Source organism: Salmonirosea aquatica, from assembly GCF_009296315.1.
GTDB lineage: Bacteria > Bacteroidota > Bacteroidia > Cytophagales > Spirosomataceae > Salmonirosea > Salmonirosea aquatica.
The window spans coordinates 4,279,662-4,294,923 of record NZ_WHLY01000002.1; the positions used below are offsets into that span (position 1 = coordinate 4,279,662).

At 53.2% G+C, this 15,262-nt stretch carries 12 protein-coding genes; all 12 read left to right on the forward strand.

Features of this window, described 5'->3' with window-relative positions:
* Window positions 1–152: 152 nt before the first annotated feature.
* The 12 genes from GBK04_RS18655 to GBK04_RS18710 all read left to right on the forward strand — a co-directional run bounded on the left by GBK04_RS18655 (window position 153) and on the right by GBK04_RS18710 (window position 15,234).
* Window positions 153–1,226: an ankyrin repeat domain-containing protein gene (locus GBK04_RS18655; protein ID WP_152762254.1), complete on the forward strand. Its 1,074-nt coding sequence runs from the start codon at window positions 153–155 to the stop codon at window positions 1,224–1,226.
* A 37-nt stretch (window positions 1,227–1,263) separates the two neighbouring features.
* Complete coding sequence (locus GBK04_RS18660; RefSeq protein ID WP_152762256.1) at window positions 1,264–1,788, forward strand: 2,4'-dihydroxyacetophenone dioxygenase family protein; 525 nt, start codon at window positions 1,264–1,266, stop codon at window positions 1,786–1,788.
* Window positions 1,789–2,111: 323 nt separating this feature from the next.
* Window positions 2,112–2,732 (forward strand): FAD binding domain-containing protein, encoded by a 621-nt coding sequence (locus GBK04_RS18665; RefSeq protein WP_152762258.1) that lies wholly within the window; start codon window positions 2,112–2,114, stop codon window positions 2,730–2,732.
* 130 nt (window positions 2,733–2,862) lie between these two features.
* A complete protein-coding gene (locus tag GBK04_RS18670; RefSeq protein WP_152762259.1) occupies window positions 2,863–3,438 on the forward strand; it encodes a DJ-1/PfpI family protein in 576 nt (191 codons plus the stop codon).
* Between the two features lie 9 nt (window positions 3,439–3,447).
* Window positions 3,448–3,870 carry a VOC family protein gene (locus GBK04_RS18675; RefSeq protein ID WP_152762261.1) on the forward strand — a complete coding sequence of 141 codons (423 nt, stop codon included), beginning with the start codon at window positions 3,448–3,450 and terminating at the stop codon, window positions 3,868–3,870.
* 75 nt (window positions 3,871–3,945) lie between these two features.
* Entirely contained in the window at window positions 3,946–5,772 is a 1,827-nt protein-coding gene (locus tag GBK04_RS18680) for an AGE family epimerase/isomerase (RefSeq protein WP_152762263.1), read from the forward strand.
* Between the two features lie 70 nt (window positions 5,773–5,842).
* Complete coding sequence (locus tag GBK04_RS18685; protein WP_152762265.1) at window positions 5,843–6,175, forward strand: STAS domain-containing protein; 333 nt, start codon at window positions 5,843–5,845, stop codon at window positions 6,173–6,175.
* On the forward strand, window positions 6,175–8,313 hold the full coding sequence (gene glgX / locus GBK04_RS18690) for a glycogen debranching protein GlgX (RefSeq protein ID WP_152762267.1): 2,139 nt from the start codon (window positions 6,175–6,177) through the stop codon (window positions 8,311–8,313). The genes GBK04_RS18685 and glgX overlap by 1 nt, the downstream gene beginning before the upstream one ends.
* A gap of 151 nt (window positions 8,314–8,464) precedes the next feature.
* The gene (locus tag GBK04_RS18695) at window positions 8,465–8,800 is read left to right on the forward strand and encodes an anti-sigma factor antagonist (protein WP_152762269.1); all 336 of its coding nucleotides are present in this window, start codon (window positions 8,465–8,467) and stop codon (window positions 8,798–8,800) included.
* 131 nt (window positions 8,801–8,931) lie between these two features.
* Window positions 8,932–9,348 carry an ATP-binding protein gene (locus GBK04_RS18700; RefSeq protein WP_152762271.1) on the forward strand — a complete coding sequence of 139 codons (417 nt, stop codon included), beginning with the start codon at window positions 8,932–8,934 and terminating at the stop codon, window positions 9,346–9,348.
* A 107-nt stretch (window positions 9,349–9,455) separates the two neighbouring features.
* Complete coding sequence (locus GBK04_RS18705; protein WP_152762273.1) at window positions 9,456–12,584, forward strand: NACHT and WD repeat domain-containing protein; 3,129 nt, start codon at window positions 9,456–9,458, stop codon at window positions 12,582–12,584.
* Window positions 12,574–15,234 (forward strand): TonB-dependent receptor plug domain-containing protein, encoded by a 2,661-nt coding sequence (locus tag GBK04_RS18710; RefSeq protein WP_152762275.1) that lies wholly within the window; start codon window positions 12,574–12,576, stop codon window positions 15,232–15,234. Before GBK04_RS18705 ends, GBK04_RS18710 begins: the two co-directional genes overlap by 11 nt.
* Window positions 15,235–15,262 lie beyond the last annotated feature (28 nt).

Below are 15,262 nucleotides of genomic sequence, written 5' to 3' on the forward strand. Positions count from 1 at the left end.
CCCCGGATTTGTCAGGTTCACCATAATTTCAGGGGCATGCCAATAAATCGATTTGCAATTTCAAAGCCGCAAACCGCAAAACCCGATGCCAGGCTTCCGATTGATCGGGTCCATCGGGTCGGTTGTTAGGAATACTTTTAACTAAACTCTCTATGAAAACAGAAACCCCCTTACTTGCTCCTGATCTTCGTATGTTGACTGCCGTCCAGGCAAATGACCTCGCCACTGCCACCCAATTGATCGCGCAAGGGGTCAATGTCAACCGGAGGGGCCCTACGGCCTATACCTTACTGATGGTATCCGCCGGCCTCGGCCTGGTACAGATGACCGAAAAACTACTCGAAGCGGGGGCTGATATTTTTGCGGTGGATAGCTCGCTAGGCGCGTCGGTACTACACAAAGCAGCCCAAAGCGGCGTAGTGGAAGTTGCCCGGATACTGCTCGATCACGGCGCGTTCATCAATTACCAATCGGCTACGGTAGGACACACGCCCCTCATCGACGCCATCTGGTCCAAGAAACCGGCGATGGTCAAGTACCTACTGGAGCGGGGCGCTGCTACTTCCATCAGGACTCACTATGGTGGTACTGCCTTTGACTTTATCGGCGACGATATACTGTGGACTGCCGGCTTTACCAATCCCGAAAAGGAGGCCTGGGGAAAATCGATCCGCGAATATCTGGAAGAGTACCGCAGCAAGGAGGAGGAAGCCGTGGCATCACAAGCCCTGATGCAGGCGGTTGCCTCCAATGATCTGAAAAAAGTAAAAGAATTGATAGAATCGGGCGTGGACGTCAATCAAAAGTCTCCGGTGGTAGGCAGTGGAAACGACGGACAGACTCCTCTGCTGGTGGCTTGCTTCAATGGCTTTACGGATATCGTAGAAGCGCTGATCCAGGCCGGAGCTAACCCCCGGATTGTTGACTATCTATTGAAAGCTACCCCGCTCCATAAGGCGGCCTACGCTGGCCACCCCGGCCCGCTGAAAGCTCTGCTGGAGCAGGGGCTCGTGGAAGTAGACGCCCAGGGACCTTACAATGGCTACACGGCTCTCCACGATTCGGTCTGGCACGGGCATGGCGACTGCATGGAGGTACTACTGGAGGCAGGCGTACGCACCGACCTCAAAGGCCATGATGGCAACACACCCGCCGAACTGGCCGCTTTTCTGGGCTATACCGATCTGGCCGAGGCAATTGCGAGCAAGGCAGTCCAAGTTTCATAAAGCAATCTCTTTATTCAATTTTTAAACAAAAATCGTTATGCCAATTCAAGAATTCAGTTTTTTTACCGACGGACTCCAGCCGGGCCAGCGTGAACACCACGAGTACGTAACGCACACAAACCTGGACGACGAAAAACTGTGGATTCCCTACGTGGATGGTGCCTGGTTCCAGGCGTGCAGTTTCAATGTAAGCACGGGCGGGTTCACGAATGTTCTGAAAATAGCACCCGGCGCCAAGCTCCCCGCACACTACCACATCAGCACGGTGTACGGATATACCCTGCGCGGCACCTGGCATTACCTTGAGCACGACTGGGTGGCCAAGCCTGGTACCTTCATCTACGAGCCGGCGGGTGAGGCCCATACGCTGGTTGTACCCGAAGATGCTCCCGAACCAATGGTCACTTTTTTTGTCGTATCGGCTGGGCTTATCTACATCGACAACGTCGAAAACGGCAAAATGGTCGGTTATGACGATGGTTTCACCATGCTCGAGCTAGCCCGCAAACACTATAGGAATGTTGGTTTGGATTTGAGTCTGATCGACGCTATGATCCGCTAGGAACAAGGATTGGTCAATAACTATCCTTGTATCAGGTACTTTCTATACACGGAGGTCATCCCTCTCTACCCGAAGCCGAAGGCGAAAAATCAAAAACTGTACGTATACCTACATGAGGTAGGTATTGACTAGTAATTGTTTTTGATTTTTCGTTCACGGTTTTCGCAACGCCACTTTATAATGACGGTCCCCCAACCTACCCATCAGCCTGCAGTCTTCATGCCCATGCGAGCTAGCATGCGACCCATTTCGATCCAGAAACCCCGTACCCTTTCGCCCGATGAAACCGTGGTGGAGAAGGAGGGGGGCTACTGATTGGTATAATGGCTACCATGGATACTCTCCAAAGACACCCCATGGTGCGGGATTTTCCCGCCCTGGATATGGCGCTCCGGAGTGTGGCTACCCCCAACAACCAGCGGCTGAAAGACCTGCGTGCCATATTGGGACGGGAGACTGCCTTTCAGGGGCTGGCCGCGGCTCTGATGGTATTGGATGCCAGGCTGATTGTGCAAGGGCCCCGAGGGGAAAGGGAGATTTCTGCGGGCCATTACATGAGCCCTGAGGGCCTGGGACTGGCTCCCGGAGAGGCTCCTGTAGGCTTCTATCTAGCCGAAGCGGGCCGGTACAGCAGCGGCTATCAGTCGGTCGGCTATCTGCGTTCCGGACAAGCCGTGTGCGGAGTAGCGGCCTGGGCGCGCAAATCAGACGATACGCTTGAGGAAGTAAGGATTGTGCTATCGGGCTGTACGCCGGTACCTATCCCGCTGCATCGAGTCAGTGCGGCCCTGGCGGGGAAAGAATGTACCGTCCGGGGAATCGAAGAAGCTACGCTTCGGCTGGGTGAAGAGCGGCTCAGACTCTACAATCCCTCGCTGACTCTGGGCAGTCATCTTTTCAATCTGGCCAAGACTCTGATTCGACGCGCCGTTTTGACGCTTTGAGCAAGCGGTTTCTAATGTCCGTTTATGACAGGTAGTAAGTTAATGTAGAGAGCAGTTGATAAGGTACCCCTGGCGTGCGACAATAAGTGAATAATCCTCCTGTATTTTAATATTAAATGAACCAAATGGTATGAAACTGAAAGGTAAAAAAATCGGAGTTTTGTTTGAGGCGGATTATTTTGAGAATGAAATATTCTACTACAAATTCCGCTTTCCGGAGGAGGGAGCCGAACTGCACTTCCTGAGCCGCTTGTGGGGGCAGCCGAGCATTACCTTCCATGGGCATGAGTACCGCGCACCCATGGAGTGCCGCGAAAGTTTCGAGGGTATGTCCGATGAAGAACTGCGCAGCTACGATGCCATCATCGTACCCTCCGGCATGGTGTCGGATCGGCTCCGCTATACCGAAGACGTAGAGAAAATTCCTCCTGCGACAGAATTTTTGAAACGGGCTTTTGCCGAAAAGAAAATCTTGAAAGGCATCATTTGCCATGGCCTGTGGCTGGTGGCTCCCGCTACCGAACTGGTCAGGGGAAGGCCACTGGTGTGCCACAACAACCTGATCGGCGATGCCAAAGCGTACGGAGCCCTGTATACCAACCAAGATGTAGTAGTCGATGGCGACTTGGTGACCGGGCGTTCGGGTGGTCATGCCCACCTGTTTGCCAGCAAAATCATCGAAATGTTATCGGAAGCCGATCGCTAGGCCGTACCCATGAAGACGCCATTTTTCCACATCGCTCTCACTGTCAAAGATATGCCTACGTTCGAGGCATTCTATGCCCGGTACTTTGGTTTTCACCGGGCTCGGGTTATTGATCTAGGGGATGATGCTGAACTGGTTTTTCTGAAAAATGCCGACGATTTCTATCTGGAAGTATTTCCGCCCGAAGAACAGCGTCCTTACCCCATGGCCGGTGCCGATGGCCCGCACTATCCGGGCCTGCGGCACATCGCCTTCCAGGTAGACGATGTGGATGCCAAACTGGCCGAGATGGGCGACGATGCACAGATCACGCTCGGTCCCTTGCGCTTCGAGGATTTTATTCCCGGCTGGAAGACGGTCTGGATCAAAGACCCCGAAGGCAATATTGTGGAAATATCACAAGGCTATAAGGATCAGCCCGAACTGGCCTGATGCAGGCCGACACAGATATGTTAGTTTACCCGATGTTATGAAAAACTCATTTTCAACCCTTAATCAAAACGCAGAATGAAAATCGACTTCACCTTTTCGGATACCATCGCGGGTTACGTGACGGAGTATCAGCCTCAGGATAAATGGTTTACCCTTGAAACGTCGGATGGACGGTCATTCAAGATCAATATGACTCCCTCACTTTATGCCCGATTCACGCGTAATCTGACCGAATCGTACCAGGATGCTTCGGGCAAGATGGATGAACTCCTGTCCAGTAAAGGACAGCACGTGTTTGTGTACGGTACTTTCTATCCCGGCGAACAGGAAGAGGATAATGTATTCGAAGGCCAGTGGATGATATTCCCCGGCCACGAAGCGGGCCAGTATCGCCACGAGGAGCCAAACTGGTGGATCGAACAGATCCGGTCGCTGGGCACGAGCTATCTCAAATGGCAATTCGATTATCCCAAGGAGCGCATCAATTATAAAAACTACCGTACCATGCTGAATCTGGCGGGAACCAAGCATGGTGATTATCTGCAGGAAACCGACACGATTTCCCGCATGGTCTATGGCCTGGCGTCGGCCTATATGCTCACGGGGCAAGATGAATTTCTGGAAGGGGCCGAATTGGGTACCGAGTACCTTCGCGACCACCTGCGGTTTTTCGACCAGGACGACGATCTGATTTACTGGTACCACGGACTGAAAGTGGAGGGCCAGAAGGAAACCAAACTGCTTACGTCCGAATTTGGCGATGACCTGGACTCGATCCCGATGTACGAGCAGATTTATGCCCTCGCCGGACCGACTCAAACCTACCGCCTCACGGGTGACGCCCGCATCCGTTACGACATCGACAAGACCCTCGACCTTTTTGAGAAATACTATAAGGATCATGACGGGGAAGGGTACTACTCGCACATCCATCCTATTTCCCTGAGTGCCAAAGAAGAGTCGCTGGCCCATAATATGGCTCGCAAAAATTGGAATTCCGTGGGGGACCACGCACCGGCCTACCTGATTAACCTGTACCTGGCAACGGGCGAAAAAGCCCACGCCGATTTTCTGGAATATACCTTCGACACGATCACCAAATATTTCCCCGATTACGAGAACAGTCCGTTTGTACAGGAAAAATTTTTCGACGATTGGAGCAAGGACCAAAGCTGGGGCTGGCAGCAGAACCGCGCCGTAGCGGGTCACAACCTAAAAATCGCCTGGAACCTCATGCGGATGCAGTCGCTGAAATTCAAGGATTCGTATCAGGAGTTTGCCGAGAAAATCGCCGAGATCATGCCTGACGCGGGTTCTGACCGGCAACGTGGTGGCTGGTACGATGTAGTGGAGCGTGTAAATAAAACCAATGGCCACCATCAGTTCGTATGGCACGACCGCAAGGCATGGTGGCAGCAGGAGCAGGCTATTCTGGCTTATATGATTCTGCACGGGATCGATGGTAAGGAGGAGTACCTGAAACACGCCCGTGAAGCGGCGGCTTTCTACAACGCCTTCTTCCTGGATACTGACGATGGCGGGGTTTATTTCAATGTCTTCGCCAACGGCATGCCCTACCTGCTGGGAACGGAGCGCTTCAAGGGCAGTCACTCCATGAGTGCCTACCATAGCATGGAGCTCTGCTTCCTGTCGACGGTATATGTCAATCTGCTCATCACCAAGACCCCCACCTATTTTTATTTCAAGCCCTACCCCAACGCTTTTGAGAATGGCGTGCTGCGCGTATCGCCCGACATCCTGCCCGAGGGTAGCATCAGCATTACGGAATGTTACATAGACGACAAGCCCTATGACAACTATGATGCCGAAGGGCTGACGGTCACCCTGCCCGAAACCGAAGAACAGGTGCGTGTAAAGGTATTGCTTACCCCCAAAAAATAGGAGTCTGAAAGGAGGTGAACAAGCAAGGCAAGACCTGCCCATACATCTCATAACTCATAATTCATAACTCATGAACGTTACCATCAAGACCATCAAGGACATCACGGTGATTGAAGCCGAAGGCGATATCGATAGCCGCACCGCCGGGGAGTTCGAGAAAAAGACTGTCGAGGCTACACAGGGTGAAGACAAGATCATGATTGATCTTACCAAAGTGGAGTTTCTGTCCAGCGCCGGGCTACGGGCTCTGCTCATGCTGTACCGGCAGGTAAAAGCCCGTAACGGCAAAATCGTCCTTGTGGGGGTTTCGGAGGAAATCCAGGACGTCATGGAAAATACGGGCTTCATCAGTTTCTTCATCCTGGCCGATCTTCCCGAAGACGGCGTAAAAGCACTTAGCTAATGGCAACCAATACTAAGAGTATTAACGACATACGGATTGACTACTACCCTACCCACGAGCATGAGGGTATAAAATTCCGGCGGGGCCACGCCATGCCCTACGGGGCTACCACGGTACCCAACGGGGTCAATTTTAGCATTAGTTCCAGCGCCGCCACGGCCTGTACGCTCGTGCTTTTCGACCGGGGCGCGCCCCAACCTTTTGCCGAAATTCCGTTTCCCGATGAGTTCAGGGTAGGTGATGTGTACTGTATGATCGTGTTCGACCTGGACGTGGAGCGTCTCGAATACGGCTACCGTATGGATGGCCCCTTTGCCCCCGAACTCGGCCATCGTTTCGATAAGAGCGTGATCCTGAGCGATCCGTACGCCCGTTCGTTGGGTGGACGCGACACCTGGCTGGCCGAACCCAACTGGGACGATGTGTACCCCTACCGTTCAAGGCTGGCGTTCGAGGATTTCGATTGGGAAAACGACCATCCGCTGGAGTATCCGATCGAGGATCTAATGATTTACGAAATGCACGTGCGGGCCTTTACCCAGCATCCTTCTGCCAAAGTAAAAAATGCGGGTACCTTCAGCGCCATCAAACATAAGATTAAGTACCTCAAAGAGTTGGGTGTCAACTGTGTCGAACTCATGCCGATTTATGAGTACGACGAGTGGGAAAACAGTAAGCCCAATCCTGTCACGGGCGAAATGCTCGTCAATTTCTGGGGATATAGTACAGTTAATTTCTTTTCGCCCAAGGCGGGCTATGCCGCCACCGGAAAGTTCGGAATGCAGGTGGATGAGTTGAAGACGGTCATCAAGGAACTGCACAAAAATGGCATTGAGGTGATGCTGGACGTCGTATTCAACCACACCGCCGAGGGCGACCAGCGGGGCCACACGATTTCGTTCCGGGGCATCGACAACAAGACCTACTATATGCTGACGCCCGAAGGGTACTATTTCAATTTTTCGGGTACGGGCAACACCCTCAACTGCAACAACCCCATCGTGCGTGACATGGTGCTCGATTGCCTGCGCTACTGGGCGGCCGACTACCACATCGATGGCTTCCGGTTTGATCTGGCGGCTATTCTGGGCCGGGCGCAGGATGGTAGCCCGCTCAGCAATCCGCCTCTGCTCGAATCCTTGGCTTACGATCCGATTCTGGCCAAATGCAAACTCATTGCGGAGGCCTGGGATGCAGGTGGGCTGTACCAGGTAGGTTCGTTTCCGGCTTACGGCCGCTGGGCCGAGTGGAACGGAAAGTACCGCGACACGGTCCGGAAGTTCCTCAAAGGCGATACGGGGCAGGTAGGCGAAATGGTCCAACGTATTCAGGGATCGCCCGACCTGTACTATTACCGTGGGCCCACGGCGAGCATCAATTTTATTGCCTGCCACGATGGCTTTACGCTCTACGATATGTTCGCCTACAACGAAAAACATAACGAGGCCAACGGCGAGGATAACCGCGACGGCGGTAACGATAACCACTCCTGGAACTGCGGCTGGGAAGGAGAAACCGACGACATCGAGATCAATTTTCTCCGGCGCAAGCAAATCAAGAATGCGCTTTCCATTTTGTTGGTGAGCCAGGGGGTACCTATGCTACTGATGGGTGACGAAATGGGTCGTACGAAGCTGGGCAATAACAATACCTACTGCCATGATAATGAGCTCAACTGGTTGGACTGGTCGCTGCTGAAAAAGAACAAATCCCTCTTTGAGTTCGCCCAAAGCCTGATCAAGTTCCGGCGGGCGCATCCTGTGCTGCGCAGTTCCACGCATTTCGCCCACTCTGACTATGTGGGAAGCGGGTACCCCGACATCAGCTTTCACGGAGCTCGGGCCTGGAACATGGACGGCGCGGAGTACAGCCGTTCGTTTGCCTTCATGCTCGACGGCGACCACGCCAAGCAAGGAGTGATCAAAGACAGCATGATCTATGTAGCGATGAACATGTACTGGGAAAGCCTGACCTTTGAACTGCCCGTCCTTAATCGTGACCGGAAGTGGCACGTGTTTTCCAACACCGATATGCCCGATTCGGAGGCCGTGAATACCCTCGGCAAGGAACCCCTCACGGCCAGCCAGGAGAGCATTGTCATTGGCCCCCGGTCGGTGATGATTCTGGTGGGAAAGTAGCTTTCAAGGGGCAGAGATTTTGGCAGGTCATTTGCTTGCTTCTTAGCAATCAGATAGGGTACCCCCAGCTTTTTGCTTTTTGTCTAAATCACCGACAAACCGAGTAGTCGCATTTTCAATCTTCAACGTTCACTTTCAATTAATAAAAAATATGAGCTTTTCAATAAATTCCAATGTGTCGGAAGTAGTCGGAACCGGCAAAGTAGCCACGATCGAACTCACGGGTGAGCTCGATTCTCTCTCGGCCCGCTTGTTTCAAAAAGAAATCGAAAAAGTAGCCCTTGAATCGCCCAAAGATCTGGTGCTGGATATGGAGAATTTGAGCTTCATGGCTTCGGCAGGCCTGCGGGTGTTGATTTTCTCCAAACAGAAAATCGGCCCGTCGCTGAATATCTACATTGTGAAGCCGCAGGAGGCAATCGTAGACACCCTCGATAAGACAGGCCTGCTGCACAGCGTCACAATCGTGGATAAGTACCCCAGTTAATTTGTTAATTTACAGGCCGATTGCTGCAAGGATGGTACCGGGCACGCGCTTCGGAATTCCTGCACGTTCAATTATCCATCTTCAGGCGGCCGCTACGGGGTGTTCCGCCTGATCAACTCTCCACCAAAAAAATGGAGTCAAAAGTATTTCCCGGAACGGTCGAGTCTATTGATCTTATCCGGCAACATATTTCGGAACTTGCCCAGCAGGCGGGCCTCAGCAAGAAGGCGAGCTATAACCTGAGGCTCGCCGCCGATGAAATCGCCACCAATATTGTGCTATATGGCTACGAAGAAGCCGGGCTGGAAGGTGAGATCGAGGTCTTGCATGCCTTTACAGACGAAGGACTCGTCGTCGTGTTCGAAGATACCGCCGCCCCGTTCGACCCGTTGACCCGGGAACTCCCCGATGAAGAAGACCTGGCCCTGCCGCTGGAAGAAAGAAATATTGGCGGCCTGGGGATTTTTCTGACTGTAAAAGGCGTGGATGATTTTTCTTATGAGCGTGTCGCTGATCGAAACCGTAATATTTTCAAGATGAATAAATAAGCGATTGGGGAGAAGGGAGCGAGCAGGAATCATGGGCAAGGTGACAGAATGCAAAACCAGGTAGTAGTAAGCACCCATTCACTCGATCCAGTATTCAAAATCGAACCATGTCCACCAGAATAAATCCCTTTCCCGGACTAAGAAGCTTCGAATCGCAGGATTCCGACCTGTTCTTTGGTCGGGAGAACCATATTCGGGAATTGCGGAACAAACTTTCCGCTACCCGTTTTCTGGCTATTGTGGCTTCGTCGGGTAGCGGAAAATCGTCCCTTATCAAGGCGGGCTTGGTACCCTCGTTGAAACGGGAAAAGCTCAGTGGCACAGCTTCTGAAGACTGGAACATCATTTTGTTCAAGCCGGGTGCGGCCCCCATCCGGAGCCTGGCCCAGGCCCTGCGTAAAAACGTTTCGGGTTCGGAAAGTGGGTTTGAAGGCCTTGAGGCCGAATTGAGAGCGGGTGCAAGTCCGGTGCACGAGCTGATGCTCCGGACATTTCCCGACCGCTCCACTCTGCTGGTGATCGATCAGTTCGAGGAAGTTTTTCGCTATGGTTCGACCGACGAAAATAGCGAAACCGCACAACTGATCGGGGCGATCATGGAAATGGTGCGGCAGCCCGACAGTCCGGTTTATGTAGTACTGACGATGCGTTCGGACTACCTCGACAACTGCACCAACTACGAGGGGTTTACCGAAATGATCAACCGGGGCTACTATTTGCTCCCCAAAATGAATCCCGGCGAAATCAGGCAGGCCATCGTCCTACCCATCGAAGCCAGAGGAGCCACTATCACTTCGGAACTGACCAACCGGCTAATTGGAGAAATCGGCAGTAGCTACGACAGTCTGCCGATTCTGCAGCACGCACTGATGCGTACCTGGGACTATTGGGAAAATCAACATACGCCGCAACCGATCGACAAAACGCACTACGAGGCCATTGGCACCATGCAGGAGGCCATTTCGCGCCATGCTGAGGAAATCTATCACGCTCTTCCCGACGCCAAAAGCCAGTTGGCTACCGAGAAATTATTCAAGTCCCTCATTGAACTGGCTCCCGGCGACATCGGGGTCATGCGTCCCATGCGGCTACGTAAGATCATGCGCGTGACGGGTTTGTCGGAAGAACTCCTGACCGATGTGATCAATCGCCTCCGTCAACAGGGGGTATCTTTCCTGACGCCTTCCTATACCCAGAAAATCGATCAGGAGTCATTTATCGATATTTCACTGGAGAAAATAATGATCCTGTGGGATCGCCTCCGGGGCTGGATCAGCGAAGAAACCGAATCGGCCAAACTGTACCGGAAAATCGGCCTGGCCGCCCAACTCAATCAAGCGGGTAAAACGGGCCTGCTCGTCAATCCCGAATTGCAGCTGGGCATCAAGTGGCTCCGTGACGAGCAACCTACCCTTGAATGGGCCGAAAAATACGACCCCTACTTTGAACGGGTAGTCAATTATCTGGACAACAGTCTGATCCAATATGAAAACACCATCAAGGATAGTGAAGACAAACAAAAGCGGGAGCTCAAGCGGGCGCGCTACTTCGCCATTGTCATGGGCGTGGGCTCCCTGATGTCCCTGCTTTTTCTGGTGATTTCCCTGGTACTGCGCTATGATGCCGAACAAAGCCGAAAACAGTCGGTGGAAAAAGAGAAATTGGCCCTGGCGGAACGGAAGCGGGCAGAGGAGCAAACCCGGGAGTCGATTTCACAAAAACGGATTGCGGAACAGCAGGAAACCATTGCCGAAGAGCAGCGCCTGCTCACCGAAGAGCAGCGTGCGATTGCCGTGCGCGAACAACGCACGGCCGAGGTCAAGCGCCTGGAGGCGGAAATAGCCCGGGGAATTGCCATTGTTGAAAAAACCAAGGCAGATTCGGCCCAGAAACGGGCCGAGATGCAGAAAGATTTGGCGGTCAAGTCGAGGGCTCTGGCCGACCTTTTACGAATTCAGGCCGACTCGTCGCGTCGGGAGGCACAGACTTCCCAGAAAGATGCCGAAGCCCAGCGGGGACGGGCGGTAGCCCGGTCGGTAGCCATCCAGTCGTACCAGATGAGCGACAATTCGCAGGAAGGCCTGCCTGCTCTCCTGGCTGCCCAGTCTTTCCGACTTAATCTTCGCACGGGAGGGCGTAAGGACAATCCCGACATTTTTAAGGCACTGGCCAAGGTGGCCGATACCCAGACGATCCTCCGCTGGCACAACGGTGAGGTGCGGACGGTAATTCGCCAGCCTGGCAGTGATACGTACGCCTCGGCAGGTGACGACGGTACGGTGAAAGTCTGGAATGCGGATCTGGGACGACATCCGGGCGTACAGACTTTCTCTACTGGTGACAAGAAGGTACCCCTCCGCTCCCTGGCCTTTTCAAAGGATGGGAGCCAGTTAGTTGCGGGCAGCGCCACCGGAGCCCTGTATGCCTGGGCTACTGCGCAACCCGCAGGCGGGCCCTCCAAAGTGATACAGGCCCATTCTGGGGTGATCAACAGTGTACTGGTCAATCCAGTCAGTGGCCAACTCGTCACCGTCGGCGGAGACGGGGCTGTCAGAACCTGGAAGATTACATCCGCGGGTCCGGACTCGGTGCAGAACGTTAAATCCGGAATGGAGTTTTTCTGTGCCCGACTCACCCCCGATGGCAAGTACCTCGCCTGCGGGGCCAGTCAGGGGCGCGTGGCGGTGTTCGACTTGGCCGATTTGGGCAAAGCGCCGGACATTCATTCCTATTTCGGATTCGGCAATCGGGTCACGGCCCTGGCTTTTAGTCCGGATGGTACCAGTCTGATTACCGCCAATTCGGCAGGAATGCTGTACCAACTGGGCTTTTCCGGCAAAACTATCGACCGCATAGGCTCGCCCCTCTCGGGTCGCCATACCTCGCCGGTCAACGATATCGTGTTTTCTCCTGATGGGACCTTGATGGCTACGTGCAGCTACGACTGGACGGTGCATCTCTGGAATTATGAAAATATTGCTAACCGGCAGGTGCAACCCATCCTGCTCGACGATTTCGACACCTGGGTATTCGGGGTGGCTTTTTCCAAAGACAGCAAGCAGCTACTGGCCTGCGGTGCCGACCGCACCGTGCGGGTATGGGATATAGACCCCGATAGCCTGTATCAACAGGTACTTCGGAAAGTGGACCGTGACTTGACGCAAGACGAATGGAACCGGTACATCGGTCGGGATGTGCCCTATGAGAAATCAGTGAAGAAGAGCGATGTTCAATAACAGTATCTCCATACCGCCCGCCTTTCGGCTCAGGAAGTTATCCAACGCTTTGGGAGCGATCTTGCTGGTGTTGCTGGGCACAGCTTCCTGGGCCCAGAATGCCTGCGACCAGTCCATCCTGATTCCCGACGCCGAAAAAAGGTACGCAACGGGGAATTTCGACGAATTATTGCAGAGCCTGCGGCCTTGTATCGAGAATGGTTTCAATGAGGATGGAAAGGTACAGGCCTACAAAATTCTGGTCAAAACGTACCTGGCTATGGATTCGCTGGAGCAGGCGCGCATTGCCACACAGAAGATTCTGGACATCAACCCCGTGTTCGAACCCGACTTTTCGGCCTCCGATCAATTCAAGGCCCTGGTGCAGGATATGAAAGATTTGCAGGAAAAAATTATGGAAATCACCTCGGTTTCCAAAAAAGCTGAAAACCTGCTTCAGGTACCTGCCACAGTGATGGTAATTACCGAAAAGGACATCCGGCAACGGGGCTATCATAGTCTGGAACAGATGCTGCACGATTTGCCCGGCTTCGATATTGCCAAGGGAAATGGGCCCGGCTATGCCTATTTCTACCAGCGGGGTTATCGCTCCATTTCCAACGACCGCATCCTGCTTCTGATTGATGGCGTGGAAGAAAACGACCTGGTTTCTAATAACATACCCATTTCCCGGCAGTACCCGGTTTCCGACATCGAGCGTGTGGAAGTCATCTACGGGCCCGCTTCTACCTTGTATGGGGCCAATGCTTTTTCGGGAGTGATCAACGTGATTACCAAAAGCTACAAAGCCAGCACCGGAACCAACAATAAGCTGGGGTTCGCCGGACAAGCCCGAACGGGTACCTGGAATACCTCCAGCGTGGATGGCATCCTGACTGGGAAAACCAAGGACGTGGCGGTGTCGGTCATCGGGCGTTACTTTCAGTCCGATGAAATGAACCTCGCACGCCGCTATGCTACCTGGAACTACGATCCCCGAACGCCCGATCAGTACGCGGGGTTGCTGAGCATGGAGGGTACCGATGCCAGTGGAAATTTTCTGGCCCAGAAATACCTGACCAGCAGCGGGCTGCTCCAGAAGTACCCCGGTAGCAATCTCTTTGCCATCGATTATGCCAACAATGGACAAGCATCCGCGATCAGACTTACGCCCGAGGGGCAGCAGAAAGCAGCCGAATTGGATAATGCCGGAGTGTTTGCGGGTACGGTAACGGGCGAGCCCGTGGGCTACGATAATTTTTCGCAGGACTGGTTTGTACGCGTGAAAGTGGAATTCAAGGAGCTGACGCTCTCAGCCTATAGTTGGAAAACGAATGAGGGAGCCACACCATGGTACACCAACCGCTCGCGCCTGGTGGCTCCCGACCGCTCGCGCTGGGTTACGGCCAACAATGCTTTTTCGAGCGTTTATACCAAATCATTCAGCGAAAAATTTCAGGTTTTGAACATCACTTCGTTCAAAATCCACGAAATAAATGGTAATACTAACCTGGCTTCCTACTCAGGCTATTACAATACACGCTATTCCCTGCTCGACCTGGCCAATGGGCGCATGCCTACTACCACGACGCAGTATTCCTACCGCTACTCCAACCAACTTCGGAATGAATTACGCTTTTTCTTAACGCCCTCGGCTAAAATAGATATAAGTGGTGGCCTGGAAATCCGGGCCAGCTATATCCAGGGCGACTATATCCGCTCAAACCTGCCTTTTCCTGATGAAACGGGCTATCTGCTCGATTCGGTTGCGGGTGGAAACAACTACCGTAGTTATGATCTGGGTCTGTATTCGCAACTGACCTATCGGCCCTCAAGCTACCTGAAACTAGTGGCCGGATTGCGGCTGGACGATAACCGTATCCGGAATCTGGGTGGTTACGGGTCGGTGATCAATCCGCGTCTGGCGGCCATCCTGATTCGGGGAAAGTTTATTTTCAAGGGCATTTATGCCACAGCATTCAAAGATGCCTCCAACCTGCAGAAGTACGGCACCGCACCCGATCGCCGCCTCAACAACCCTACCCTGCTGCCCGAACGGGTGCAGAATGTGGAGGTCAGCGCCAACCTACGGGTTAACAAAGAACTGTCGTTCAGTGCGCAGGCTTACCATGCCGTCTATAGTAATGTGATCGGCACCGCGCGGGTACAGTTACCCGATGGGAGCAGTACGAACCAATTCCAGCCCATCGGCAGACAAATGATCTGGGGGATGCAGGGGGAGGGTTCCTACAAAACGGACCGACTCAACGTGTGGGGTAATTTTACCTTTACACAGCCCTGGGATGAGGAAACCGACCAGCGAATCAGTGATATAGCCGATTTTATGGGCAATGTGGGAGCCAATTATCAAGTAACCAAAAAACTGGACGTAAACCTGATTGCCAACTATGTGAGCGCGCGCAAAACCGGGTTAGGTACCTCGGGAAGCAGCAATCCAATCACACGGTTTGATCCTTATCTGATTTTTAATACCACCGTTACCTATCAAAATATCCTGAAGGGGATTTCCCTCCAATTGACTGTCAACAACCTGGCCGATACAGAATACTTCGTGCCGGGGATCCGATCGGCAGATGGGGTTTCTTTCGCATCCAGGTTCCCGCAGGACCGCCGCTACGTAGCGCTGGGCGTGTTGGTGGACGTGCATTAGCTAAGGTACCGGCCATTACTTTTCACAA

What these genes read in the sequence shown, in the direction of transcription:
- GBK04_RS18655 (WP_152762254.1), top strand. Translation starts at nt 153, where the DNA reads ATGAAAACAGAAACCCCCTTACTTGCTCCTGATCTTCGTATGTTGACT.
- GBK04_RS18660 (WP_152762256.1), top strand. Translation starts at nt 1,264, where the DNA reads ATGCCAATTCAAGAATTCAGTTTTTTTACCGACGGACTCCAGCCGGGC.
- GBK04_RS18665 (WP_152762258.1), top strand. Translation starts at nt 2,112, where the DNA reads ATGGCTACCATGGATACTCTCCAAAGACACCCCATGGTGCGGGATTTT.
- GBK04_RS18670 (WP_152762259.1), top strand. Translation starts at nt 2,863, where the DNA reads ATGAAACTGAAAGGTAAAAAAATCGGAGTTTTGTTTGAGGCGGATTAT.
- GBK04_RS18675 (WP_152762261.1), top strand. Translation starts at nt 3,448, where the DNA reads ATGAAGACGCCATTTTTCCACATCGCTCTCACTGTCAAAGATATGCCT.
- GBK04_RS18680 (WP_152762263.1), top strand. Translation starts at nt 3,946, where the DNA reads ATGAAAATCGACTTCACCTTTTCGGATACCATCGCGGGTTACGTGACG.
- GBK04_RS18685 (WP_152762265.1), top strand. Translation starts at nt 5,843, where the DNA reads ATGAACGTTACCATCAAGACCATCAAGGACATCACGGTGATTGAAGCC.
- glgX (WP_152762267.1), top strand. Translation starts at nt 6,175, where the DNA reads ATGGCAACCAATACTAAGAGTATTAACGACATACGGATTGACTACTAC.
- GBK04_RS18695 (WP_152762269.1), top strand. Translation starts at nt 8,465, where the DNA reads ATGAGCTTTTCAATAAATTCCAATGTGTCGGAAGTAGTCGGAACCGGC.
- GBK04_RS18700 (WP_152762271.1), top strand. Translation starts at nt 8,932, where the DNA reads ATGGAGTCAAAAGTATTTCCCGGAACGGTCGAGTCTATTGATCTTATC.
- GBK04_RS18705 (WP_152762273.1), top strand. Translation starts at nt 9,456, where the DNA reads ATGTCCACCAGAATAAATCCCTTTCCCGGACTAAGAAGCTTCGAATCG.
- GBK04_RS18710 (WP_152762275.1), top strand. Translation starts at nt 12,574, where the DNA reads ATGTTCAATAACAGTATCTCCATACCGCCCGCCTTTCGGCTCAGGAAG.